At 64.8% G+C, this 22,961-nt stretch carries 23 protein-coding genes and 1 other RNA gene; 15 read left to right on the plus strand and 9 right to left on the minus strand.

What is annotated here, in order from left to right:
* Position 1: 1 nt before the first annotated feature.
* Together ybgC and ACN6O8_RS18965 are read right to left on the minus strand one after the other, a co-directional pair.
* Positions 2–424 (minus strand): tol-pal system-associated acyl-CoA thioesterase, encoded by a 423-nt coding sequence (gene ybgC, locus ACN6O8_RS18960; RefSeq protein ID WP_427992538.1) that lies wholly within the window; start codon positions 422–424, stop codon positions 2–4.
* 57 nt (positions 425–481) lie between these two features.
* On the minus strand, positions 482–2,212 hold the full coding sequence (locus tag ACN6O8_RS18965) for a proline--tRNA ligase (protein WP_427992539.1): 1,731 nt from the start codon (positions 2,210–2,212) through the stop codon (positions 482–484).
* 65 nt (positions 2,213–2,277) lie between these two features.
* Here ACN6O8_RS18965 and ACN6O8_RS18970 point away from each other — a divergent pair, with 65 nt between their 5' ends.
* From ACN6O8_RS18970 to ACN6O8_RS18995, 6 genes are all read left to right on the plus strand, one after another.
* Positions 2,278–2,850 carry an RNA pyrophosphohydrolase gene (locus tag ACN6O8_RS18970; RefSeq protein ID WP_049071340.1) on the plus strand — a complete coding sequence of 191 codons (573 nt, stop codon included), beginning with the start codon at positions 2,278–2,280 and terminating at the stop codon, positions 2,848–2,850.
* Positions 2,831–3,517, plus strand: a complete 687-nt coding sequence (locus ACN6O8_RS18975; RefSeq protein ID WP_020925157.1) for a response regulator — start codon at positions 2,831–2,833, stop codon at positions 3,515–3,517. Before ACN6O8_RS18970 ends, ACN6O8_RS18975 begins: the two co-directional genes overlap by 20 nt.
* A 7-nt stretch (positions 3,518–3,524) precedes the next feature.
* Positions 3,525–5,057, plus strand: a complete 1,533-nt coding sequence (locus ACN6O8_RS18980) for a sensor histidine kinase (protein WP_427992540.1) — start codon at positions 3,525–3,527, stop codon at positions 5,055–5,057.
* Between the two features lie 212 nt (positions 5,058–5,269).
* Positions 5,270–5,749, plus strand: coding sequence for a tripartite tricarboxylate transporter TctB family protein (locus ACN6O8_RS18985; RefSeq protein WP_427992541.1), 480 nt, complete (start codon positions 5,270–5,272; stop codon positions 5,747–5,749).
* Between the two features lie 6 nt (positions 5,750–5,755).
* Positions 5,756–7,279 carry a tripartite tricarboxylate transporter permease gene (locus tag ACN6O8_RS18990; protein WP_427992542.1) on the plus strand — a complete coding sequence of 508 codons (1,524 nt, stop codon included), beginning with the start codon at positions 5,756–5,758 and terminating at the stop codon, positions 7,277–7,279.
* A 112-nt stretch (positions 7,280–7,391) separates the two neighbouring features.
* Entirely contained in the window at positions 7,392–8,321 is a 930-nt protein-coding gene (locus ACN6O8_RS18995; protein ID WP_427992543.1) for a 2-hydroxyacid dehydrogenase, read from the plus strand.
* Here the strand turns inward: ACN6O8_RS18995 and ACN6O8_RS19000 are convergent.
* Positions 8,315–9,256 carry a LysR family transcriptional regulator gene (locus tag ACN6O8_RS19000; RefSeq protein WP_427992544.1) on the minus strand — a complete coding sequence of 314 codons (942 nt, stop codon included), beginning with the start codon at positions 9,254–9,256 and terminating at the stop codon, positions 8,315–8,317. The genes ACN6O8_RS18995 and ACN6O8_RS19000 overlap by 7 nt on opposite strands.
* Before the next feature lie 124 nt (positions 9,257–9,380).
* On the opposite strand from ACN6O8_RS19000, the gene ACN6O8_RS19005 reads away from it, so the two are divergent.
* Positions 9,381–10,013: an FMN-dependent NADH-azoreductase gene (locus tag ACN6O8_RS19005; protein WP_427992545.1), complete on the plus strand. Its 633-nt coding sequence runs from the start codon at positions 9,381–9,383 to the stop codon at positions 10,011–10,013.
* Between the two features lie 47 nt (positions 10,014–10,060).
* Here ACN6O8_RS19005 and ACN6O8_RS19010 read toward each other — a convergent pair whose 3' ends face one another.
* The 4 genes from ACN6O8_RS19010 to ACN6O8_RS19025 all read right to left on the minus strand — a co-directional run bounded on the left by ACN6O8_RS19010 (position 10,061) and on the right by ACN6O8_RS19025 (position 14,810).
* Entirely contained in the window at positions 10,061–10,966 is a 906-nt protein-coding gene (locus tag ACN6O8_RS19010) for an NAD(P)-dependent oxidoreductase (protein WP_427992546.1), read from the minus strand.
* Positions 10,967–11,018: 52 nt separating this feature from the next.
* Complete coding sequence (locus ACN6O8_RS19015; protein ID WP_427992547.1) at positions 11,019–12,623, minus strand: gamma-glutamyltransferase family protein; 1,605 nt, start codon at positions 12,621–12,623, stop codon at positions 11,019–11,021.
* 203 nt (positions 12,624–12,826) lie between these two features.
* The gene (locus tag ACN6O8_RS19020) at positions 12,827–14,332 is read right to left on the minus strand and encodes a tripartite tricarboxylate transporter permease (protein ID WP_427992548.1); all 1,506 of its coding nucleotides are present in this window, start codon (positions 14,330–14,332) and stop codon (positions 12,827–12,829) included.
* Positions 14,333–14,345: 13 nt separating this feature from the next.
* Positions 14,346–14,810, minus strand: coding sequence for a tripartite tricarboxylate transporter TctB family protein (locus ACN6O8_RS19025; RefSeq protein ID WP_427992549.1), 465 nt, complete (start codon positions 14,808–14,810; stop codon positions 14,346–14,348).
* Between the two features lie 482 nt (positions 14,811–15,292).
* Here ACN6O8_RS19025 and ACN6O8_RS19030 point away from each other — a divergent pair, with 482 nt between their 5' ends.
* The 4 genes from ACN6O8_RS19030 (at position 15,293) to ACN6O8_RS19045 (ending at position 17,114) form a co-directional block, all read left to right on the plus strand.
* Entirely contained in the window at positions 15,293–15,739 is a 447-nt protein-coding gene (locus ACN6O8_RS19030) for a hypothetical protein (RefSeq protein WP_427992550.1), read from the plus strand.
* Complete coding sequence (locus ACN6O8_RS19035; RefSeq protein ID WP_427992551.1) at positions 15,739–16,050, plus strand: cell division protein ZapA; 312 nt, start codon at positions 15,739–15,741, stop codon at positions 16,048–16,050. Before ACN6O8_RS19030 ends, ACN6O8_RS19035 begins: the two co-directional genes overlap by 1 nt.
* A 34-nt stretch (positions 16,051–16,084) precedes the next feature.
* Positions 16,085–16,269, plus strand: a non-coding RNA gene (ssrS, locus tag ACN6O8_RS19040) — 6S RNA.
* 74 nt (positions 16,270–16,343) lie between these two features.
* Positions 16,344–17,114: an SIMPL domain-containing protein gene (locus tag ACN6O8_RS19045; RefSeq protein WP_427992552.1), complete on the plus strand. Its 771-nt coding sequence runs from the start codon at positions 16,344–16,346 to the stop codon at positions 17,112–17,114.
* On the opposite strand, the gene lgt is transcribed toward ACN6O8_RS19045, so the two are convergent.
* Positions 17,089–17,877 (minus strand): prolipoprotein diacylglyceryl transferase, encoded by a 789-nt coding sequence (gene lgt / locus ACN6O8_RS19050; protein ID WP_427992553.1) that lies wholly within the window; start codon positions 17,875–17,877, stop codon positions 17,089–17,091. The genes ACN6O8_RS19045 and lgt overlap by 26 nt on opposite strands.
* 181 nt (positions 17,878–18,058) lie before the next feature.
* Between lgt and ilvD the strand changes: the two genes are divergently transcribed.
* From ilvD to msrA, 3 genes are read left to right on the plus strand one after another with little or no spacing between them, the layout of a single operon-like run.
* Positions 18,059–19,744: a dihydroxy-acid dehydratase gene (gene ilvD, locus ACN6O8_RS19055; RefSeq protein ID WP_427992567.1), complete on the plus strand. Its 1,686-nt coding sequence runs from the start codon at positions 18,059–18,061 to the stop codon at positions 19,742–19,744.
* Complete coding sequence (locus ACN6O8_RS19060) at positions 19,728–20,063, plus strand: c-type cytochrome (protein WP_427992554.1); 336 nt, start codon at positions 19,728–19,730, stop codon at positions 20,061–20,063. Before ilvD ends, ACN6O8_RS19060 begins: the two co-directional genes overlap by 17 nt.
* A gap of 38 nt (positions 20,064–20,101) precedes the next feature.
* Positions 20,102–20,656, plus strand: a complete 555-nt coding sequence (msrA, locus tag ACN6O8_RS19065) for a peptide-methionine (S)-S-oxide reductase MsrA (RefSeq protein WP_427992555.1) — start codon at positions 20,102–20,104, stop codon at positions 20,654–20,656.
* Positions 20,657–20,740: 84 nt separating this feature from the next.
* On the opposite strand, the gene hppD is transcribed toward msrA, so the two are convergent.
* Entirely contained in the window at positions 20,741–21,853 is a 1,113-nt protein-coding gene (gene hppD / locus ACN6O8_RS19070; protein WP_427992556.1) for a 4-hydroxyphenylpyruvate dioxygenase, read from the minus strand.
* A 156-nt stretch (positions 21,854–22,009) separates the two neighbouring features.
* On the opposite strand from hppD, the gene ACN6O8_RS19075 reads away from it, so the two are divergent.
* A complete protein-coding gene (locus ACN6O8_RS19075) occupies positions 22,010–22,486 on the plus strand; it encodes an Lrp/AsnC family transcriptional regulator (RefSeq protein WP_427992557.1) in 477 nt (158 codons plus the stop codon).
* Positions 22,487–22,961: the final 475 nt, after the last annotated feature.

Raw genomic sequence — 22,961 nt, forward strand, 5'->3', positions numbered from 1 at the left:
GTTATTCCTGAATTGATTCCAGTTTGGCGCGGACGTCGGCCGGCAGTTCCACCGGCCGCATGTTGATGGCATCGACGCAGCAGACTTGGATATTGCCTTCGGCAAGCAGTTCCCCGTCCCGTTCTGCGCGCTGCGCGAAGTGTATCGAAGCGCGGCCCAGTCGTGTGACCCGGCTGCGTATGGTAAGCAAATCGTCCAGTTTGGCTGGCTTGCGGTAAGACATGTCCAGCGAGCGGACGACGAACAGTCGTTGCTCGCTGGCGGCCAGGCCGGATTGGTTGACTCCCAGGTCGCGCAGCCATTCAGTGCGGGCGCGCTCCAGGAATTTCAAGTAGTTGGCGTAGAAAACCACCCCGCCCGCGTCCGTGTCTTCATAGTAGACACGGACTTGCAGGAGGGACTCGCTGGACTTCGGATCGGTCACGATACGGGTTTCGATGATGCGGGTCGGGACGCGGAAAGTCCGTAGTTGCTATAAGGTTTACAGCGTGTCGAGTTTCGTCAGCACCGCTTCCAGCGCGGACTCTACCGGAATCTTGGCCGCTTCGGTTTCCCGGCGGGCCTGCAATTCCACCACACCGTCGTTCAGCCCGCGTTCTCCAACTGTTACACGGAGCGGCGCGCCGATCAATTCCCATTCGGCGAACATGACGCCGGGGCGGGCGTCGCGGTCGTCCAGGATGACGTCCACGCCACGCGCCAGCAGCGATTCGTACAGTTTCAGGGAGGTGTTACGCACGGTTTCGCTTTTGCCCCAGCCCACCGGGCAGATGACGACTTCGAACGGCGCGATGGCGCGCGGCCAGATGATGCCGCGGGCATCGTGGTTCTGCTCGATGGCCGCGCCCACGATACGGGTCACGCCGATGCCGTAGCAGCCCATCTCCAGGACGGCCGGCTTGCCGGTCTCGTCCAGGAAGGTGGCCTTGAGGGCCTCGGAATACTTCTTGCCCAGGTAGAACACGTGGCCGACCTCGATGCCGCGCTGGATCGACAGCGTGCCCTTGCCGTCGGGCGAGGGGTCGCCCGCGACCACGTTGCGCAGGTCGGCCACCCGTTCGGGCTCGGGCAGGTCGCGGCCCCAGTTCACGCCCTGGATGTGGAAATCCTCGCGGTTGGCGCCGCAGACGAAATCGGCCATGTTGGCCACGGTGCGGTCGGCGATCACGTGCACCGGACGCGCGGTGCGCACCGGACCCAGGTAACCGGGCTTGCAGCCGAAATGCTCGACGATCTCGGTTTCGGTGGCGAAACGGAAGCCGGCCAGGCCCGGCAGCTTGCCGGCCTTGATTTCATTGAGTTCGTGGTCGCCGCGCAGCAGCAACAGCCAGATGTCGACCTTGCCCTTGTCGCCGTCGGTGGCCAGGACGATGGATTTCACGGTGCGTTCCAGTGGCAGGCCCAGCAGGCGGGCCACGTCCTCGCACTTGGCGGCGCCCGGGGTGGCCACGTCGGCCATCGGCTGGGTGGCCGCGCCGCGCTCGGCGTACAGGCAGGGCGCCTCGGCCAGCTCGATGTTGGCGGCGTAGTCGGACTCGGCGTTGTAGACCAGCAGATCCTCGCCGGTGTCGGCGATCACCTGGAATTCATGGCTGCGGGTGCCGCCGATGGAGCCGGTATCGGCCGCCACGGCGCGGAACTCCAGGCCCAGGCGGCCGAAGATGCGCATGTAGGCGGCATACATGTTGTCATAGCTGCGCTGGGCGCCGGCCTCGTCGCGGTCGAAGGAGTAGGCGTCCTTCATGGTGAATTCGCGGCCGCGCATCAGGCCGAAGCGGGGCCGGCGCTCGTCCCGGAACTTGGTCTGGATGTGATAGAAGTTCAGCGGCAGTTGGCGATAGCTGTGGATCTCGTTGCGGGCGATGTCGGTGATCACCTCTTCGGAGGTCGGCTGCAGCACGAAATCGCGCTGGTGCCGGTCTTTGATGCGCAGCAGTTCGGCGCCGTATTGCTCCCAGCGGCCCGATTCCATCCAGAGCTCGGCCGGCTGAACCACCGGCATCAGCAGTTCGATGGCGCCCGAGGCGTTCATTTCCTCCCGGACGATCGCCTCGACCTTGCGGATGATCTTCAGGCCCAGGGGCATGTAGGTGTAGATGCCGCCCGCGAGCTTGCGGATCATGCCGGCCCGGGTCATCAGCTGGTGGCTGGCGACTTCGGCTTCGGAAGGGGCTTCTTTGAGGGTGTTGATGTGGTAGTTGGATGCGCGCATGTTTAAAGGTGGCAGCAGATACGTATAATCGACCGTAATTGTATTGAATTCGGTGGGGGTGGCCCATGCTTGACCGCGAAGGCTACCGCCCCAATGTCGGCATCATTCTCGTCAACGGTAGAAACGAGGTCTTTTGGGGCAAGCGTATCAGGGAACATGCATGGCAGTTCCCCCAGGGCGGCATCAAGTATGGCGAAAGCCCGGTGCAGGCCATGTATCGCGAACTCCATGAAGAGGTGGGCCTGAAGCCCGAGCATGTCCGTATTTTGGGGCGTACACGCGATTGGTTACGTTATAACGTGCCCGATCACTTCGTCCGGCGTGAGTGGCGTGGCCACTATAAAGGACAAAAACAGATTTGGTTCTTGTTGCGCCTGGTGGGACGTGACAGTGACGTCTGCCTGCGCGCGACGCAGCATCCGGAATTCGACGCCTGGCGCTGGAGCCAGTACTGGGTGCCGCTGGATGCCGTGATCGAGTTCAAGCGGGACGTCTACACCCAGGCGTTGAACGAGTTGTCGGCAATTCTCTTTCGGCGTCACCACGAAACCCGCTACCTGCGTCAGCGCGTGCATGGGCAGCGGACGGCAGAGAACTTGCCCGAAGGAACGGACGGTCATGCGCATATTGTTGGTTGAAGATGAACGGGACATGGCATCCTGGCTGATGCGCGCGCTCGCGCAAAGCGGGTTCGTGCCGGATCACGCGGCCGATGCCCGCACCGCCGAAGCCTTCATGGCGGGCACCGAGTACGACGCCATCGTCATGGACTTGCGCCTGCCCGACAAGCACGGCCTGGTGGTGCTGCGCGAGATGCGCAACCGCGATGACCGCACCCCGGTGCTGCTGCTGACCGCCCAGGGCGCGCTGCAGGACCGGGTGCGCGGCCTGAACCTGGGCGCCGATGACTTCCTGACCAAGCCGTTCGCCCTCGAAGAGCTGGAAGCCCGCCTGACCGCGCTGGTGCGCCGCAGCCGCGGCCGCCAGCATCCGCGCCTGCAGTGTGGTTCGTTGTCCTACGACAGCGAAAGCCGCGCCTTCACGCTCGACGGCTCCCTGCTGTTCCTGACTCCGCGCGAGCACGCCGCCCTGGCGGCGCTGCTGACGCGCAGCGGCTACCCGGTGGACAAATCACAGTTGTTCGGCAAGGTCTTCACCCACGACAGCGAGGCCAACCCCGACGCCATCGAGGTGGTGCTGCACCGCCTGCGCAAGAAGCTGGCCGGCAGCGACGTGCGGATCGTCACCGTGCGCGGGCTGGGCTACATGCTGGAAAGCGTCGCCAGCGAAGCCGCCGACTCCTGACCCCCTCGTGAGCCTCCGGATCCCTGGGTTGCCGCGGGTCGGCATCCGCGCGCTGCTGATCATCCTGCTGCTGCCCGGCGTGGTGGCGCTGCTGGTCATCGACAGCCTGAACGACTACCGCACGCTCTCCGAGATCACCAACGAGGCCTATGACAGCGCGCTGGTCGAGCCCGCCCGCGTGCTCGAAAGCAGCCTGGAGTTCACCCCCGACGGCGCGCTGCAGGTGGCCACGCCACTGTACGCGCAGGTCATGCTGGAATCGCGCGCCGGGTTGCGCAAGTATTTCCGCATCGAACAGATCGATCCCCCCCTGCCGGACGATGCGCCGGTGCCGGCCGAACAGGGCAAGACCCTGCTGGGCATGCCCGAACTGCCGCGTCCGCCGAGCTGGCCGCGCTCCAATGGCCCGCCCGTGTTCTACGACGGCGTCTACCGCAACGACCCGGTGCGGGTGGTATCGCTGGTGCGCGACCTGTATTACCAGGGGGCGCATCGCCAGGTGCTGGTGCTGGTCGCCGAAAGCACCGGCAAACGCATCGAGGCCGAGAACAGCGCCCGGCGTCAGGAAATCCTGCGCGACGCGCGCATGCTGGCACTGGTGGTGCTGCTGGTCTGGTGGGGCGTGTCGTGGGCCCTGAAACCGCTGCGCCGGCTGCGCGCCGACATCCGCAACCGCCGGCCCGATGACCTGACCCCCCTGGATGCCTCGCGCGTGCCCAGCGAAGTGGCGCCGCTGGTGGACGCCGTCAACCACCACATCGCCCGCTACCGCCGGGTGCTGGAAGAGCAGTCGCACTTCCTGGCGGACGCCTCGCACCAGTTGCGCACGCCGCTGGCCATCATGTTGACGCAGGCGCAATACGCCCTGCGCGAGCGCGATCCGGCGCGCGCCCAGGAAGGCTTGCGCGCCATCGTCGATCAACTGGGGCGCACTCGCCGCCTGACCGAGCAGTTGCTGTCGCTGGCGCACGCCAACCAGGCCGACCCATTGCCGCGCCAATTGCTCGACATGAACGCCGTCTCGCGCGAGGTGGTTCTGCAATATCTGCCGCTGGCGCACGAAAAGCAGCAGGATCTGGGCTGGGTGCAGGCCACCAACGGGCAGGGCCAGGAGATCGACGCGCCGGTGTCCGGCAACGAGGCCGAACTGCACGAAGCCCTGTCCAACCTGGTGCATAACGCCATCCACTACGCGCCCGTGGGGGCCCGCATTACGGTGTCGGTCAGCCGGGGCGAGAACCGCGCCGAAGTGGCCGTGTCCGACAACGGGCCCGGCCTGGAGCCGTTGCTGCGCGCCCGCGCCTTCGCCCGCTTCGAGCGGGTCGGCACCGACAAGCCGGTCGCCTCGTCGGGATCGGGTCTTGGATTGGCCATCGCCCGCGCCTACGCCCGGCGCAACGACGGCGATATCGAGTTGCGCGATGGCGAGGCCAATGCGCAGGGCGGGGTGGGCCTGGCATCGGTGCTCTGGCTGCCGCTGGCGACGACCGTGTCGCAGTACCCGCGCCCCGCCGACGCCGAGTTCACCGGCGAACAATAATTCCGCGGAGCTTTCATTCCTTGATCCTCGCTCGCGTCGGGCATCGCACCGCTTTCCATCAGGGATAACCCCCGGATTCAGGATCGCGACAGCGCATAGAAAGCGAATTAGCAGCTTCCTTCCGTAATCTGCCAGCCGGCTTGTTGTAAAGAGCCGGATGGCGCACGCTCATGGCGCCATCCTGGGAGCCTGCACGGCTCTGCCTCAGGAGGATGGAAGTGCAAAAAACAATTAATAGAAAGGACTACTACGGCGGCGCGCTGATGGTCCTTATCGGATTGGGGGCGATCTACGGTGGTACCGACTATCACATCGGAACGCTCAGCCACATGGGCCCGGGGTTCTTCCCCGCGGCATTGGGCGGCCTGCTGGCATTGACGGGGATCCTGATCGCCGTCTCGGCGCGTTCCGGCGAGTCCACGCCGCCCGCTCCGGGCGACGGCCACGCCCATGGCCTGCCGGATCTGCGCGGCAGCGTCTGCATCCTGCTCGGCACGCTGGCGTTCCTGTTGCTGGGCCACTATGGCGGCCTGCTGCCCGCCACGTTCGCCATCGTGTTCATTTCCGCCCTGGGCGACCGCAAGAACACGGTCAAGCAGGCATTCGTACTGTCGATCGGCATGTCCTTGATCGCGGTCGTGGTTTTCTGGTGGGCGCTGCAACTGCAGTTGCCGCTGTTTCGCTGGGGTTGATGCGCCATGATTTCTCAAGCTCTGACCGATCTCTGGTACGGCTTCGGCGTCGCGTTCCAGCTCCATAACCTGATGTGGTCGTTCTTCGGCGTGCTGGTGGGCAACCTCATCGGCGTGCTGCCCGGCATGGGCGCGTTGTCGGCCATCTCGATCCTGCTGCCGCTGACCTACGTGATGCAGCCGGTGCCCGCCATTCTGATGCTGGCCGGCATCTTCTACGGCTCGCAGTACGGCGGCGCCATCGGCGCCATCCTGCTCAACCTGCCTTCGCACCCGCCGCACGCGGTGACCTGCCTTGACGGTTATCCATTGACCAAGCAAGGCAAGGGCGGAACAGCGCTCGGCATCACGATGATCTGCTCGTTCTTCGCGGCCTCGGTCGGCATCATCGTCATGATCTTCGCCTCGCCGCTGCTGGTCGAAGTCGCCTTCAAGTTCGGCCCGACCGAGATCTTCTCGATCATGCTGCTGGGCCTGCTGGCCGGCGCCACCATGTCGCGCGGCTCGCCGCTCAAGGGCGTGGCGATGACGCTGTTCGGCCTGATGTGCGGCGTGGTCGGCACCGACGTGAACACCGGCACCATCCGCTTCTCGTTCGGCCTGCTGGACCTGTCCGACGGCCTCGAACTGGTGGCGATCTCGATGGGCCTGTTCGGCGTGGCCGACTTCCTGATGAGCGTCAACCGCATGACCATCATCGGCAGCGGCGCCAAGCTGCGCCTGCGCGACATGCGTCCCAGCAAGCAGGAACTGAAGACGGCCTTCTGGCCGATGGTGCGCGGCACCGCCGTGGGCACGCTGTTCGGCGCCATGCCCGGCACCGGTCCCACCATCACCACCTTCGTGGCCTACGCGCTGGAACGCAAGATCTCCAAGACGCCCGAGAAGTTCGGCACCGGCATGATCGCCGGCGTGGCCTCGCCCGAAGCCTCGTCGCACTCCAAGACGCAGGTCGACTTCATCCCCACCATGAGCCTGGGCATCCCTGGCGACGCGGTGATGGCGCTGATCCTGGGCGCGCTGCTGATCCAGGGCATCCAGCCCGGCCCGCAGTTGATCACCGAGCATCCGGACATTTTCTGGGGCCTGATCGCCAGCTTCTGGGTCGGCAACGTGCTGCTGATGGTGCTCAACGTGCCGCTGATCGGTGTCTGGGTGAAGTTGCTGCAGGTGCCGTACCGCTACCTGTTCCCGTCGGCGCTGTTCTTCATCGCGGTGGGCGTGTTCAGTACCCAGAACAGCCTCTTCCAGATCTGGGAAGTGCTGGCCTTCGGCGTGATCGGCGCCGTCCTGATGACGCTGGAGTTCTCGGTCGCGCCCATCCTGCTCGGCTTTGTGCTGGGGCCGATGGTCGAAGAGAACTTCCGCCGCGCCTTGCTGTTGTCGCGCGGTGACCTGGCGGTGTTCGTGCAACGCCCGATCAGCGCCTGGTTCATCGGCGCCAGCGCGCTGCTGATCCTGCTGCAGGTGTGGGCCTTCCTGCGCCGCGGCAAGAGCAAGAACAAGCCGCAGGTCACGCAGACGGCCTGACCGCTGCGCGTCACCCGTCCTGAACACGGCCCGGCTTTCACGCCGGGCCGTTTGATTTACGCGCCGTATTCCCCCATGCTTGCGGTTTCCCGAGCCTGTCCGGATTTCCGCCATGCATATCCTCTTCGCCTGCCCCCTGCACGACCCCGACGTCTGGGTCCCGCGCCTGCAAGCCGCCATGCCCGGCTGTCGCATTTCCGTCTGGAATCCCGAAGGCCCGCCCTCGGGCGCCGAGGTCGCCCTGGTGTGGAAACCGCCGGTGGAATTGTTCCAGCATGAGACCCGCATCGAGACCCTGTTCAACCTCGGCGCGGGCGTGGACGCCTTGCTCAAGATGAAGGAAATTCCGCCGCACGTGCGCATTGTCCGCCTGGAGGACGCCGGCATGTCGGTGCAGATGGCCGAATACGCGCTGTACGCGCTGCTGCGCGTATCGCGCGATTTCCAGGCCTTCGACGAGTCGCAGGCACGCCAGCACTGGGATACCCGCGAAGGCACGCGCCAGGCCGACTGGCCGGTGGGCGTGCTGGGCCTGGGCCAGGTGGGCGCGCGCGTGGCGCGGACGCTGGCCGAATTCGGCTATCCGGTGGCCGGCTGGTCGCGCACGCCGCGCGAGATTCCCGGCGTGGAGTCCTTCAGCGGCCAGGATGCGTTGCCGGCCTTTCTGGCGCGCACCCGCTTCCTGGTGAACGTGCTGCCGCTTACGCCCGACACCCGCGGCATCCTCAACCGCGACACCCTCGGCCAACTGCTGCCCGAGGCGCACCTGGTCAACGTTGGCCGGGGCGAGCATCTGGTCGAGGAAGACCTGGTGCAAATGTTGGAAGAGGGCGAGATCGCCGGCGCCACGCTCGATGTGTTCCATACCGAGCCGTTGCCCCAGGATCATCCTTTCTGGCGCGATCCGCGCGTGCATGTCACGCCGCACATCGCCGCCCGCACGCTGCGCGACGAAAGCATCGAGCAGATCGCCGGCAAGGTCGCCAGGCTGATGCGCGGCGAGCCCATCAGCGGCGTGGTCGAGCGCGAACGCGGCTACTGAGCCGCGGGCGCCGTGGTGCCCTGCTTTTCCAGCCGCTGGTAGGTGGGAGGCAGGCGCTGCGACAGGAAATCCAGCAGGGTGCGCACCGCCGGCATCATGCCGCGCCGCGACGGATAGATGCAGTGGACGATGCCCTCCGGCGATTGCCACTGCGGCAGGACCGGCACCAGTTGGCCACGGCGCAGTTCTTCCTGGGTGGCGATCGACGGCAACAGCGCGATGCCGCGGCCGCGCACGGCCGCCTCCACCAGCACAATGAAATCGTTGCACGAGAGCTGCGGCTTCAGCTCGATATGCACCTCTTCGCCCTTGTCGTTGCGCAGCGGCCAGCGCACCTCGTTCTGCGGATCGCTGAAACTCAAAGTGGTGTGCGAGGCCAGATCCTGCGGCGTGTCGGGCGCCCCGTGGCGCTGGATGTAGGCCGGGCTGGCCACCAGGGTACCGCGCGCGGTGCCCAGGTGCCGCACCACCAGCTCGGCGTCGGTATCGAGCTTGGTGCGTACGCGCAGGGCCAGATCGACGCCTTCGCGGATCAGGTCCACCCGGCGGTTGGTCACCAGCAGTTGCACCGAAATGGCCGGCCACGCGTCCAGGAATTCCGGCAGCAGTGGCGCCAGTACGTCCTGCGCGATCGAGACCGGGCAACTGACCACCACCGGTCCGGCAGGCTCGGCCTGCAACTGGCGCATCGCATCGTCGGCCGCGCGCGCCGAGGCTGCCATCTCGCGGCAGTAATGCAAGTAGCGTTCGCCGGCCGCGGTCAGGCGCAGGCGCCGCGTGGTGCGTTGCAGGAGCCGCACGCCCAGGCTTTCCTCCAAGTGGGAAATGCGGCGTGACAGGCGCGATTTGGGGATGTCCAGTGCCCGCGCCGCGGCGCTGAAACCGCCTTGCTCGACGACTTGAGAGAAATAGTAGAGGTCGTTTAGATCTTGCATGATTGTTCTATGCTTGGAACGAACAGTTCATCATACCCGGGTTTATGTGATCAATTAAGCGATCTACAGTGACGCCATGCACTCAGGAACCGCGCTCTTCGCGGTCCGCACTGGAGATCACCTTATGAAGACCCTCGTCATCCTGTCCTCGATTCTTGGCAATCGCTCGCACAGCAAGGAACTGGCCGACCACCTGGTGGCCCGCATCAAGCAGGCCGACCCCGCCGCTGTCATCACCACCCGGGACATCGGCGCCGAGCCGTTGCCGTACTTCGACGGCGCCACCGCCGGCGCGCTGTTCACGCCCGCCGATGCGCGTACCCTTGAGCAGCAGCGCATCGTCGAACGCAGCGATGCCCTGATCGCGGAGCTGCTGCAGGCCGACCGCGTCGTGTTCGCGGTGCCGGTCTACAACTTCAATCTGCCGGCCCAGTTCAAGAGCTATCTGGATCACGTGGCCCGTGCCGGCGTCACGTTCCGTTATACGCCGGAAGGGATGGCCGAGGGACTGGTGAAGGGTAAGCAGGTGTTCGTGCTCACGGCGCGCGGCGGCAAGGCCGAAGGCACGCCGAACGACACCATGACGCCGTACCTGCGGCAGATGCTGGGCTTCCTGGGCATGAACGAGGTCACCTTCATCGCCGCCGAAGGCATGGCGATGGGTGAAGTGGCGGCGCTTGAAGGTGTGGCGCTGGCGCGCCAGCGCATCGACGCGCTCGACCTGGCGCCGTCGCGGGTCGCGCTGCAAGCGGCCTGAAAAAAAAGCGAACCCCCGTGGTTCGCTTTTTCATGGCCGGCTGGCGTTCAATCGCGCAGGCGCTTGATCAGGCTTGAGGTATCCCAGCGGCCGCCGCCCATTTTCTGCACGTCGCCGTAGAACTGGTCCACCAGTGCCGTCAGCGGCAGCCGGGCGCCGTTGTGGCGCGCCTCGGCCAGCACCAGGCCGAGATCCTTGCGCATCCAGTCCACCGCGAAGCCGAAGTCGAACTTGTCGTCGACCATGGTGCCGCCGCGGTTCTCCATCTGCCAGCTCTGCGCCGCGCCCTTGCTGATCACATCCAGCACCAGCTTCATGTCGAGGTCGGCGGCCTGGCCGAACGCCACGGCTTCGGACAAGCCCTGCACGATGCCGGCGATACAGATCTGGTTGACCATCTTGGCCAGTTGTCCGGCTCCCGGCGGGCCCACCCGCGTCACCGCCCGGCCGAAGGCCTGCGCCACCGGCTTGATCGCGTCGAACACCGCCTGTTCACCGCCGCACATGACCGTCAGCACGCCGTTGACCGCGCCGGCCTGGCCGCCGGACACCGGCGCGTCGATGAAGTTCAGGCCCAGGTTCTTGGCTTGCGCGTAAAGCTCGCGCGCCACGTCGGCCGAGGCGGTGGTGTGATCCACGAATACCGCGCCTGGCGCCATGCCGGCGAACGCGCCATCCGGGCCCAGCGTCACGCTGCGCAGGTCGTCGTCGTTGCCGACGCAGGCGAACACGATCTGGGCGCCAGCCACGGCCTCGCGCGGTGTCACGGCGCTGCGGCCGCCGAATTCGGCGGCCCAGGCCTGCGCCTTGGCGGCGGTGCGGTTGTAGACAGTGACGTCATGCCCGGCACGGGCCAGGTGGCCGGCCATGGGCAGGCCCATCACGCCCAGGCCGAGGAATGCGACTTTCTGGGCCACGACCGCGTCGTAGCTTTTGGTACCGATCGATGCCATGCAGGGAACTCCACTGTGGAAAGGAAAACCTGAGGCAGTAACCTTAACGCAATCAAAAGCCGGCGGCGAGCCCATCGCGACGGCTGTCGCTGGCGCTGACGTAGCCGTCCACCGCCGGATCGCCCAGGCGCCAGATGAACTGGCCGGAGCCGAAATCCATGTATGGGTCGTCGATGCCTTCGAGCACGTGCCCACGCGCACGCAGGCCCTGCGTCACGGCGGCGGACATCGAGGTTTCCACGTCAACCGCCAGCCCCTGGTTCCATTTCCAGCGCGGCGCGTCGCAGGCGGCCTGAGGCTGCTGGCCGTAGTCGAGCATGCGTACCAGCGTCTGCACCTGGCCCTGCGGCTGCATGTTGCCGCCCATCACGCCGAAGCTCATCGCGGGCGCGCCATCGCGCATCAGGAAGCCCGGGATGATGGTGTGGAAGGGGCGCTTGCCGCCCGCCACCGCGTTGGGATGCTCGGCCTCGGTGCTGAAGCAGTGGCCGCGGTTCTGCAGGCTGACGCCGGTGCCTGGCACCACCACGCCCGAGCCGAACCCCATGTAGTTCGACTGGATGAAGCTGACCATCATGCCGCCGCGGTCGGCGGCGGTCAGGTAGACGGTGCCGCCCTGCGGCGCATGGCCGCAGGCGAATGCCTGGGCGACATTGGGATCGATCAGCCGGGCGCGTTCGGCCAGGTAGTCGGCGCGCAGCATCTGCTCGGGCGCCAGGCGCATGTGGCGGGCGTCGGCCACGTGCGTATAGACATCGGCAAAGGCCAGCTTCATGGCCTCGAGCAGCAGGTGCTGGGTGTCGGGATGATCGATCGGCCGCGCCGCCAGGTCGAAGTTCTGCAGGATGCCGAGTGCGATGAGGGCGGCGATGCCCTGGCCGTTCGGCGGAATCTGGTGCAGGGTGTGGCCGCGGTACGTCTGGCTGATGGGCGTCACCCATTCCGGCGCGAAGTCGCGCAGGTCGGCCAGCGTCATGGCCGCCTCGTGGGCCTGCGCATGGGCCACCAGCTTGTGGGCGGTTTCGCCTTCATAGAAATCGCGGCCACCGCTGGCGGCGATGCGCTTGAGTGTCGCGGCGGCGCCTTTCAGGGTGAAATGTTCGCCGATCTGCGGCACCCGGCCGCGCGGCAGGAAGTGTTCGGCGAAGCCCGGTTGCGGTTGCAGCACGTCGGCCTGCGCGGCCCACTTCTGATGCACCATGGGGCTGATGGCGAAGCCGCGTTCGGCATAATCAATGGCGGGCGCCAGCACGTCGGCGAACGGCAGCCGTCCCAGCTTTTCATGCAGGGTGGCCCAGCCGGCCACACAGCCCGGCACCGTGACGCTGTCCCAGCCACGGGTGGGTATCGCGCCCTGGTGCTTGCGGCGGAAGTAGTCCAGGCTCCAGGCCGCCGGTGCCGGCCCCGACGCGTTCAGGCCGTGCAGCTTCGAACCGTCCCAGACGATGGCGAAGCAATCCGATCCCAGGCCGTTGCTGACCGGCTCGGTCAGCGTCAGCGTCGCGGCCGCGGCGATGGCGGCATCCACCGCGTTGCCGCCACTGGCCAATATGCGCAGCCCGGCCTGCGCCGCCAGCGGCTGCGAGGTGGCGACGATATTGCGGGCAAAGACCGGTGTGCGCGTCGTGGGATAAGGGTTGTTCCAGTCGAAATTCATCTCGAATCATCGCGTGGGGGTAAACCCGTAGCTTAACGTAGATGCGGGCGCTTGCGCGCACACCCTGTATTGAGTTGTAGCAATTAGTTTCGTTCGTCGATCCGCGCATGCGCCGCCCGCAAGTACGCGCGCGCAAAGAAAAACCCCCGGCAAGCCGGGGGTTCGGGTGCAACGACGCCGCCGCGCGATGCGGCGGCGCGTTCTCAATCTTCCTCGACGAAGGTCTCTTCGCGCTTCTTGCGGATCGCCGGCAGGGCCACCAGGATCACCAGGAACACCGCCACCGCCAGCAGCGAGGCCGACAGCGGGCGCGTCACGAAGGTGCTGAAGTCGCCACGCGACAGCAGCAGGGCGCGGCGGAAGTTCTCTTCCATCATGGGGCCGAGCACCAGGCCCAGCAGCAGCGGCGCGCCTTCGCACTTCAGCTTCGACCAGACATAACCCACAATGCCGAACATGGCCGTCGTGAAGATGTCGAACGAGTTGTAGTTCAGCGAGTACACACCGATCGTGCAGAACACCAGGATCGCCGGGAACAGGATGCGGTAGGGCACCTTGAGCAGCTTGACCCACAGGCCGATCAGCGGCAGGTTCAACACCACCAGCATCAGGTTGCCGATCCACATCGAGGCGATCAGGCCCCAGAACAGCTCGGGGTGGCTCGTCATCACTTGCGGGCCGGGCTGGATGTTGTGGATCGTCATCGCGCCGACCATCAGCGCCATCACGGCGTTGCCCGGGATCCCCAGGGTCAGCAGCGGGATGAAGGAGGTCTGCGCGGCCGCGTTGTTGGCCGATTCCGGGCCAGCCAGGCCGGCCGGGTGGCCCTTGCCGAAGCGTTCCGGATTCTTCGAGATCTTCTTTTCCAGCGTGTACGAGGCGAACGACGACAGCACGGCGCCACCGCCCGGCAGGATACCCAGGGCCGAACCCAGGGCCGTGCCACGCAGCACGGCAGGCGCGGACTCCTTGAATTCCTGCTTGTTCGGGTACAGCGAGCCGATCTTGTCGGTGATGTCGACGCGGTTTTCCTTCTGCTCGAGGTTGGTCATGATTTCGGCGAAGCCGAACACGCCCATGGCCACGATGGCGAAGTCGATGCCGTCCTGCAGCTCGGGGACGCCGAAGTCGAAGCGGGCCACGCCCGAGTTGACGTCGGTGCCGACCATGCCCAGCAGCAGACCCAGGATGATCATCGCGATCGCCTTGGGCAGCGAGCCCGAGGCCAGCACCACGGCGCCGACCAGACCCAGGCACATCAGCGAGAAGTACTCGGCGGGGCCGAACTTGAAGGCGACTTCAGCCAGCGGCGGCGCGAAGGCGGCCAGCAGCAGCGTGGCCACGCAACCGGCGAAGAACGAACCCAGGGCGGCGATTGCCAGCGCGGCGCCAGCGCGGCCGTTGCGGGCCATCTGGTGACCGTCCAGCACGGTCACCACCGCGGACGTTTCCCCTGGCAACGCCACCAGGATGGCGGTGGTCGAACCCCCGTATTGAGCGCCGTAATAGATACCCGCCAGCATGATCAGACCGGCCACCGGGGGCAGCACGTACGTGATCGGCAGCAGCATTGCGATGGTCGGCACGGGGCCGATACCCGGCAGCACGCCGATCAGCGTGCCCAGGATGCAGCCCAACAGGGCGTAAAGCAGGTTCTCGGGCGTGAACGCCACCGAGAAACCCAACATAAGATTGTCAAACAATTCCATGACCAGTAGCTCCTCAGTTCATGCCCAGAAACGACGGCCACAGCGGGAAAATCAGCCCCAGCCCCTTGACGAACGCCAGGTACGAGAACACCACCAGGAAAATGCCGTTGGCGACGGCGACCTTCAGGTTGAACTCATGACTGGCCAGGCTGCTTATGACGACCAGCAGGAACACCGAGATATAGATACCCAGCAGTTTCAGGACCAGGCCATAAATGACCACGGATCCGACCACCAGGAAGACGATGCGCCAGTCGAACTTGTCGACGTGGGTTTCCTGGGCCTTCTTCGACATCGAGCCAAGCAGCACGATGGCACCCAGCAATGCGAGAACGATGCCCAGCCAGAAAGGAAAATACCCGGGGCCCATCCGGGCGGCAGTACCCATTTGGTAGCTGCTGGCTTGCCAGGCGAATCCCAGTCCAAGGGCGATGAACATCACCCCCGACCAGAAGTCCTGTCGATTGCGTAGCTGCATGATTGGTTGGCTCCTGTTTACAGCATGTAGATAAAAAGAGGCTTGTGATCTGCCCGGGCTGCCGGAAAGCCAGGTGACAGGCACAAAAAAGGCACGTCACGGTGCCCGGTGTTCTTCTGAAAGCTTCGTCGCGGCTTCTTGAAAGGGCGAATGGTAATGGACGCCTGCAGCGATGCAAACCCTGTAAGGTAGGTGAAAGCCTGGGGTTTTCCCTAAAATTGGGGAACTCCCGATCCCCAGATGTAACGGGGCGGGCTGATTGAGGGTTTTTTGAAAGCTAAGTGAAAGTTGATAGAAAGAAATGCGAAAGCGGGTTCGCTTGAGCCGCCGCTTGCCGCGCGCGTGGGACTTTTCTAGTCGTGCCTGATCGGTTATGTTGCCCGCCGCCGGCGTGATCGCCGTATTTCCTACTGAATATTGCCGTGTTTCTCACCATGCGTGAAGCGGCCCGATTCCCACCTGGATGGTTTACGATAGCGCCCATGCTGCAAGACCTAGACCAACTCGCCGCCCGTATCGGGCAACTGGTGCAACGCACCCGGCAACTTCATGCCGAGCGTGACGCTTTGCGGATGCGCCTGAACGAAACCGAAGCCGAGACGCGCGTGCTCAAGCAACGCGCCGCCGAGCGCGACGCCGACATCGCCGCGCTGCAGATCAAGTTGCAGGACCACGACGGCGCCGTCAGCGCGATGCTGGAGCAGGCGCAGCAAGCCGAAGTGGCCTTGCGCGAACAGCTCGCCCGCGAAATCGCCGAGCGCCAATCGATCGAGGCGCGCTTTGCCGCCCGCGAAGCCGAACTGCAGGGCAACCTGCAAAGCCGCGACGCCGAATTACAGCGCCTGCGTGTGGCCGCCGCCGCCGCCCGCGAGCGCATCGACGCCGTCCTGGCCCGTCTGCCGGGTGCGCCGTCCGGAGAGCAACACTGATGGAACGCGTTGATGTAACGATACTCGGGCGCGACTACTCGCTGGCGTGTTCGGCCGAGGAAAAGCCCACGCTGCTGGCCGCTGTGCGCCACGTCGACCAGCTCATGCTGCGCATCCAGGGCACCGGCAAGGTTTCCAGCAACGAACGCATCGCCGTGATGGCCGCGTTGCAGGTCGCCGGCGAGCTGCTTGCCATGAAGGCGCCGGATGGTCCGCTGGGCGGTTTGGCGGTCGGCGACTTCAAGCGTAGAATCGAGGACATGAACGCAGTGCTGGACAATGCCCTGTCGGGGCAAGAAAAACTGCTCTGACGTTCATAAGCGGTTTTCATCAAGATTTTTCAGTTTGTCCCTGCCGTGTCCGTGACCTGGCCATACATTCTCTGAACCTATGTCTTATGGCATATTGGTTGCGGGAGTGCAGAGCTGGAGCGATTGTCTCTCGTAGACGAACCCGACGCTCTTCGGAACGCGACCACCTTGAACCTCAGGGTTCGAGATGCCGGCCTTGACGGCACAGGCGGGGCATCTATCCCAGCGGGCCTGCCATGAGCGCAGGCCCGCGCCGGGCGCCTTCCCATCGTCCTCCCTCATAGGACCAGTCCATGTCGAAATCCCCCGTTTTTTCGCTGACCAGACTTGGCGCGGCGTGCGCTGCCGTGGCCGCGCTGTCCCTGGCGCAGCCTGTCTTCGCGCAGACCCAGGCGCAGGCGCCCGCCGCGTCGGAGTCCGCGGCCAACCGTTCGCCGGAACTGACGCTGCAGGCCACCGCGTCGTCCGAGGTCAACCAGGACACGGTACGTATCACGCTGTCGGCCGAGGTCGAGGCCGGCGACCAGCCTACCGCTGGCAAGAAGCTGACCGAAATGCTGGACGACGTAGTCAAGCGCGCGCGCGACACCAAGGCAGTCGAAGTGCGCACTGGCGGCTTCAACGTCTGGCCCAATTCCACCGGCAGCAGCAAGAGCAAGACCAGCACCAACTGGCGCGGCCAGGGCGAGGTCATTCTCGAATCGAAGGATTTTGCCGCCGCCGCGGCGCTGGCGTCCAAACTGTCCGACAAGACCGCGATTTCCAGCATCGGCTTTTCGCTGTCGCGCGAAGTGCGCGAAGCCGAGGAGCGCAAGCTGCTCAAGGAAGCGGCCCAGGCTTTCAAGGATCGCGCGCTGGCCGCCGCCAACGCTTTCGGTTTCTCGGGCTACCGCCTGAGCAAGCTCGAGCTGGGCGGCGCCGGCGGCGTCACACCGATGCCGCGCATGATGAACGCAATGGCCAAGGACGCGTCGGGAGGCGCCCGCTACAGCGCGGACGTTCCCCTGGAAGCGGGGAACGTCACGGTCAGCATCTCGGTCAACGGGACGATCGTTTTGCAGTAAGCACGAACATGATGGCGCCCAGGGCGACCATCGGCAGGGACAGCCACTGTCCCATGCTCAAGCCGCCCGCCAGCAGCCCCAGGAAGTTGTCCGGCTCGCGGGTGAATTCCACCAGGAAACGGAACGCTCCGTAGCCCATCAGGAAAACCGCGCTCACCTGGCCCAGGGGGCGCGGCTTGTTCGAGAACCACCACATCAGCGCGAACAGCACAATGCCCTCCAGCCCCAGTTCATAGAGCTGGGACGGGTGGCGCGCAATGCCATCGCCGCTGCTCGGGAACACCATCGCCCACGGCACGTCGGTCGGACGGCCCCACAGTTCGCCATTGATGAAATTGCCCAGGCGGCCAAAGCCCAGTCCCAGCGGAATCAACGGCGCAATGAAGTCGCTGACGGCGAAGAACGGCAGGCCCTTCTTGCGGGCAAACAGCAGCATCACCAGGATCACGCCGATCAGCCCGCCATGGAACGACATGCCGCCTTCCCACAGGTAGGCCACTTCCAACGGGTGGGCCAGGTAGTAGCCCGGCTTGTAGAACAGCACGTAGCCCAGCCGTCCGCCCAGCACCACCCCCAGCACGCTGTAGAAGATCAGATCCTCCAGGTCGCGCACGTTCATCGACGTGGTGTGGCCGCGGGTGATGCGGCGCCGGCCCAGCAGATAGACCAAGGCAAAGCCCACCAGGTACATCAGCCCGTACCAATGGATGGACAGGGGTCCGATCTGCAGGGCAACGGGGTCGAATTTTGGATATTGCAGCATGTTCCGCCCGACACAATAAAGTTGAATGATAATAACCGGCGAGCCCTGCGGTAGATCGACACGACAGGCGGGCGCCTTGAATGCCGATGTATCCCGAGACTCGCCCGCGAGCGAGCAGGCCACCCTCACCGGGCGCGATCGCCATGTCCACGCCCTGACGGCCGACAGGAGACAACAGACCATGTCGCACAACGAACGTTCCCGCCACATCACGCACGGCGTCGCCCGGGCCCCCAACCGCGCCATGTATTACGCGCTGGGCTACCAGGAGGCCGACTTCGACAATCCCATGATCGGCGTGGCCAACGGCCATTCGACCATCACGCCGTGCAACAGCGGCCTGCAGCGTCTGGCGGACGCCGCCATCGAGGCCATCCGCGGCGCCAAGGCCAATCCACAGGTCTTCGGCACCCCCACCATTTCCGACGGCATGTCCATGGGCACCGAGGGCATGAAGTACTCGCTGGTGTCGCGCGAGGTCATCGCCGACTGTATCGAGACCGCCGCGCAGGGGCAGTGGATGGATGGCGTCGTGGTCATCGGCGGCTGCGACAAGAACATGCCGGGCGGCATGATCGCGCTGGCGCGCATGAATGTGCCGGGTATCTATGTCTACGGCGGCACCATCAAGCCGGGCCGCTACCAGGGTAAGGATCTGACCATCGTCTCGGTGTTCGAAGCGGTCGGCGAGTTCACCATGGGGCGGATGCAAGAAGCCGATTTCAAGCAGATCGAGAAATGCGCCATTCCCGGATCCGGCTCGTGTGGCGGCATGTACACCGCCAACACCATGAGTTCGGCCTTCGAGGCCATGGGCATGAGCCTGCCGTACTCCAGCACCATGGCCAACGAGGACGACGAGAAGGTGGCCTCGGCCGCGGCATCGGCGCGGGTGCTGGTGGATGCCGTGCGGCGCGGCCTGCGTCCGCGCGACATCATCACGCGCGAGTCCATCGAGAATGCGGTCTCCGTCATCATGGCGACCGGCGGCTCGACCAACGCGGTGCTGCATTTCCTGGCAATCGCCCATGCCGCCGAAGTGCCTTGGACCATCGACGATTTCGAACGCATCCGCCAACGTGTGCCGGTGTTGTGCGACCTCAAGCCCTCGGGTCGATACGTGGCCACCGACCTGCATCGCGCCGGCGGCATTCCCCAGGTCATGAAACTGTTGCTCAATGCCGGCTTGCTGCATGGTGATTGCATCACCATCAGCGGCCAGACCGTGGCGCAAACGCTGGCCGGCGTGCCCGATAGCCCGCGCCCCGACCAGGACGTGATCATGCCGCTTGATCGCGCGCTCTATCCCCAGGGGCATCTGGCCATTCTCAAAGGCAACCTGTCGCCGGAAGGCTGCGTGGCCAAGATCACCGGCCTGAAGAATCCGGTGATCACCGGGCCGGCGCGGGTTTTCGATTCCGAGGACGATGCCATGGCCGCCATCATGGCGCGGCAGATCCGCGACGGCGATGTGGTCGTCATCCGCTACGAAGGCCCCAAGGGGGGGCCTGGCATGCGCGAAATGCTGGCGCCCACCTCCGCGCTGGTGGGCCAGGGGCTGGGTGAAACCGTCGGCCTCATCACCGACGGCCGTTTCTCCGGCGGCACCTGGGGCATGGTGGTGGGCCACGTCGCGCCCGAAGCGTTCGTCGGCGGCCCGATCGCGCTGATCCGCGAGGGCGATTCGGTTACCATCGATGCCCACCAGCTGCTGTTGCAGCTCAATATCAGCGACGAAGAGATGGCGGCTCGTCGCCAGGCCTGGGTCCAGCCCAAGCCGCGTTATACACGCGGTGTGCTTGCCAAGTTCGGCAAGCTCGCCAGCACCGCGAGCCGTGGGGCAGTAACCGATGCATTTGATACGTAGTCTGTTGGCGGTCGCCGCCGGCCTGCTGGTCGCCGGCGCGGCCCAGGGGCAAACCACCGGCCTGGATCTGGCCAAGAGCAAGGCCTGCATGGCCTGTCACCAAGTCGACGTCAAGCGCGTCGGCCCGCCGCTGGCCAGCGTGGCCGAACGCTACGCCGGCCAGGGTGACGCCATGGTGGACTATCTGGCCGGCAAGATCCGCAGTGGCGGCCGGGGCGCCTGGGGCGCCGTGCCGATGCCGGCGCAGACCCATGTCAGCCCGGAAGATGCCCGCCAGTTGGCCGAATGGATCCTGACGCTGGCGCCGGCCAAGAAGTAGTCGTATCGTCTCTGGATCGTTTCAGGAAAGGAATCGTCATGGCAGAACAACCCTCCCCGGGCAATGAAGTCGCCGTTCTCGGCGGCGGCTGTTTCTGGTGCGTCGAAGCGGTCTTCACCGACCTGCGCGGCGTCAAGGGCGTGCTGCCCGGCTACAGCGGCGGGCACGTCGACAACCCCAGCTACGAACAGGTCTGCGGCAAGGATACCGGCCACATCGAAGTCGCCCGCGTCGAATTCGATCCGGCGGAACTCTCCTACAGTGACCTGCTGCGCGTCTTCTTCGCCACTCACGATCCGACCACGCCGGGCCGTCAGGGCAACGATGTCGGCCCGCAGTACGAATCCGCCATCTTCTGGCAGAACGAGACCCAGCGCGCGCAGGCCGAGGCGGTGATCGCCGAGGTCCAGGCGCAAAAGGTCTACGACGCGCCCATTGTCACCAAGCTGCTGGCACCCGCGCGCTTTTGGCCCGCCGAAGACTATCACCGCGACTATTTCGCCCTGCATCCCGAGCAGGGCTATTGCCAATTTGTGATCGCGCCCAAGGTGGCCAAATTCCGCAAGCAATTCCAGGATCGCCTGAAGCGGTAGCGCAGACGAAAAAAAACCTCGCCACCGGCGAGGTTTCAAGGCCGGCGCCGGGCACAAGCCTCCGGGCGCCGGCAGGGGAAGCGGTCAGTCGACGGCCTTCACCACACCGCGGCGCATCTGATCCAGTTCGATGGACTCGAACAACGCCTTGAAGTTGCCTTCGCCGAAGCCGTCGTTGCCCTTGCGCTGGATGATCTCGAAGAAAATCGGGCCGATCTGGTTCTCGGTGAAGATCTGCAGCAGCAGGCCGCCATCGGGCGCGCCGTCCAGCAGGATGCGGTTCTTCTTCAGGCGCGCCACGTCTTCGCCATGGTTGGGCAGGCGGCGGTCCAGCAGTTCGTAGTAGGTATCGGGCGTATCCAGGAACACCACGCCATTGGCGCGCAAGGCCTCGATGGTGCCGTAGATGTCGTCAGTGGCCATGGCGATGTGCTGGATGCCTTCGCCACGGTACAGATCCAGGTATTCCTGGATCTGACCCTTCTCTTCGGTGCCTTCCTCGTTGATGGGAATGCGGATGTTGCCGCAGGGCGAGGTCATGGCCTTGGACTTCACGCCAGTCACCTTGCCCTCGATGTCGAAGTAGCGCACCTCGCGGAAGTTGAACAGACGCTCGTAGAACTCCGACCACTCGGCCATTCGGCCCTTGTGCACGTTGTGCGTCAAGTGATCCACCAGCGTCAGCCCGGCACCGCGGTGGTTCAGGTCGGCCTGGGCGTTCTGCGGATCCACCGGCACGAAGTCCACGTCATAGATGCTGATGTCGCCGATGCCGCCATGGCCTTCCTTGCCGTTCCAGCGATCCACCAGGTAAATCAGCGAGTCGCCGATACCCTTGATGGCGGGAATGTTCAATTCCATCGGGCCGCTGTGCGAGTCGAAACCCCATGCGCCCAGTTCCAGCGCGCGCTTGTAGGCGGCTGCAGCATCCTGCACGCGAAAGCCGATCGCACAGATCGACGGGCCGTGCAGGCGGGCAAAGCGCTGGGCGAAGGAATCGGGTTCGGCGTTGATCAGGAAGTTCACGCCGCCCTGGCGGTACAGCGTGACATCCTTGTGCCGGTGCTTGGCGATCGCCTTGAAGCCCAGCAGTTCAAACACTTTGCGCAGCGCGGCGGGATCCGGCGCGGCATATTCGATGAATTCGAACCCGGCGGTGCCCATCGGGTTGTCCCAGGGTTGGAAAGCGCTGCTCATGAGTCTGCTCCCTTGAGTCGTTGTAGAGGCGACTTGTTGTTCAAGTCCAGGATGAAGATTGTAGGGAGGAAAGGCAGGCAGACAATTGCAAACATGTCGCGAACGCGCCGAGGTTGAGCAATAATATTGCCCAAGATAAAAAATATGGGGCTGAAAATGTCTGACATGGAGCTGGATAGGACAGATATAAAGATTCTGGCCGAATTGCAACGGGACGGCCGGCTGAGCAACCAGGAATTGGCCGACCGGGTATCGCTCTCGCCTAGTCCCTGCCTGCGTCGGGTGCGCCGGTTGGAAGAGAGGGGCTTCATCAAGAAATACGTGGCGCTGATCGATGCCGGGAAAGTCGGGCTGGGCCTGCTGGCCTATGTCAATATCCGCCTGAACAAGCACAGCGGTTCCAGCCACGCACCCATGAGCGACTTCGCCCGCGACGTTCAGCTCTGGCCCGAGGTCGTCGAGTGCTACGCCATGTCCGGCGACATGGACTACCTGCTGCGTATCCAGGTCGCCGACCTGGCGCATTTCTCCAAGTTCGCCATGGACACGCTGATGCGCCACCCTGCGGTGGTCGACATGCGCTCGTTCTTCGCACTCCAGCAGATCAAGGAAACTACCGAGCTGCGGCTGTAGGGGAATGGGAAGAGTTGTCCTTTGTCTGTCGGGCTATCTATATAGGCTGTCCATCGCGGCGACAAAACTTTCTCTATATATAGGTATAGGCCTGAGATGCGCGGTTTCCTCTGGGGGGCAATGGTGTGGTGGCCTCGGCAATTAGGAATTTCTAGGCGAGCGGCCCCTGCGGGCTCGCGTTACATAAAGCCGCGCGGATGATGTTTCCATGGCAAATGCGAGGTGCGTCCCCGGAAGCATCATCTTTCTGCAAAAAGCTTGCCATGCTGGCGTGACAAGCCAAAATTCTGTGCTATAGTCTCGCTCCTTCGCAGTTCAAGCAGTTCTGTTGAGCCGCGAAGCCAGGCAAGTGCAACGGATTCGAACGCTACGGCAATCGGATTTGTCGCAGGGCAGCGAGGCGGTGAGTCAGCGATGATTCTCTCGAACCGGCAGTCGGCGAATTTTGCGTAAGTCGGTGCAAATCAGGCAGAAG

Origin of the sequence: Achromobacter sp. (genome assembly GCF_050285565.1) — a bacterium.
GTDB lineage: Bacteria > Pseudomonadota > Gammaproteobacteria > Burkholderiales > Burkholderiaceae_B > Achromobacter.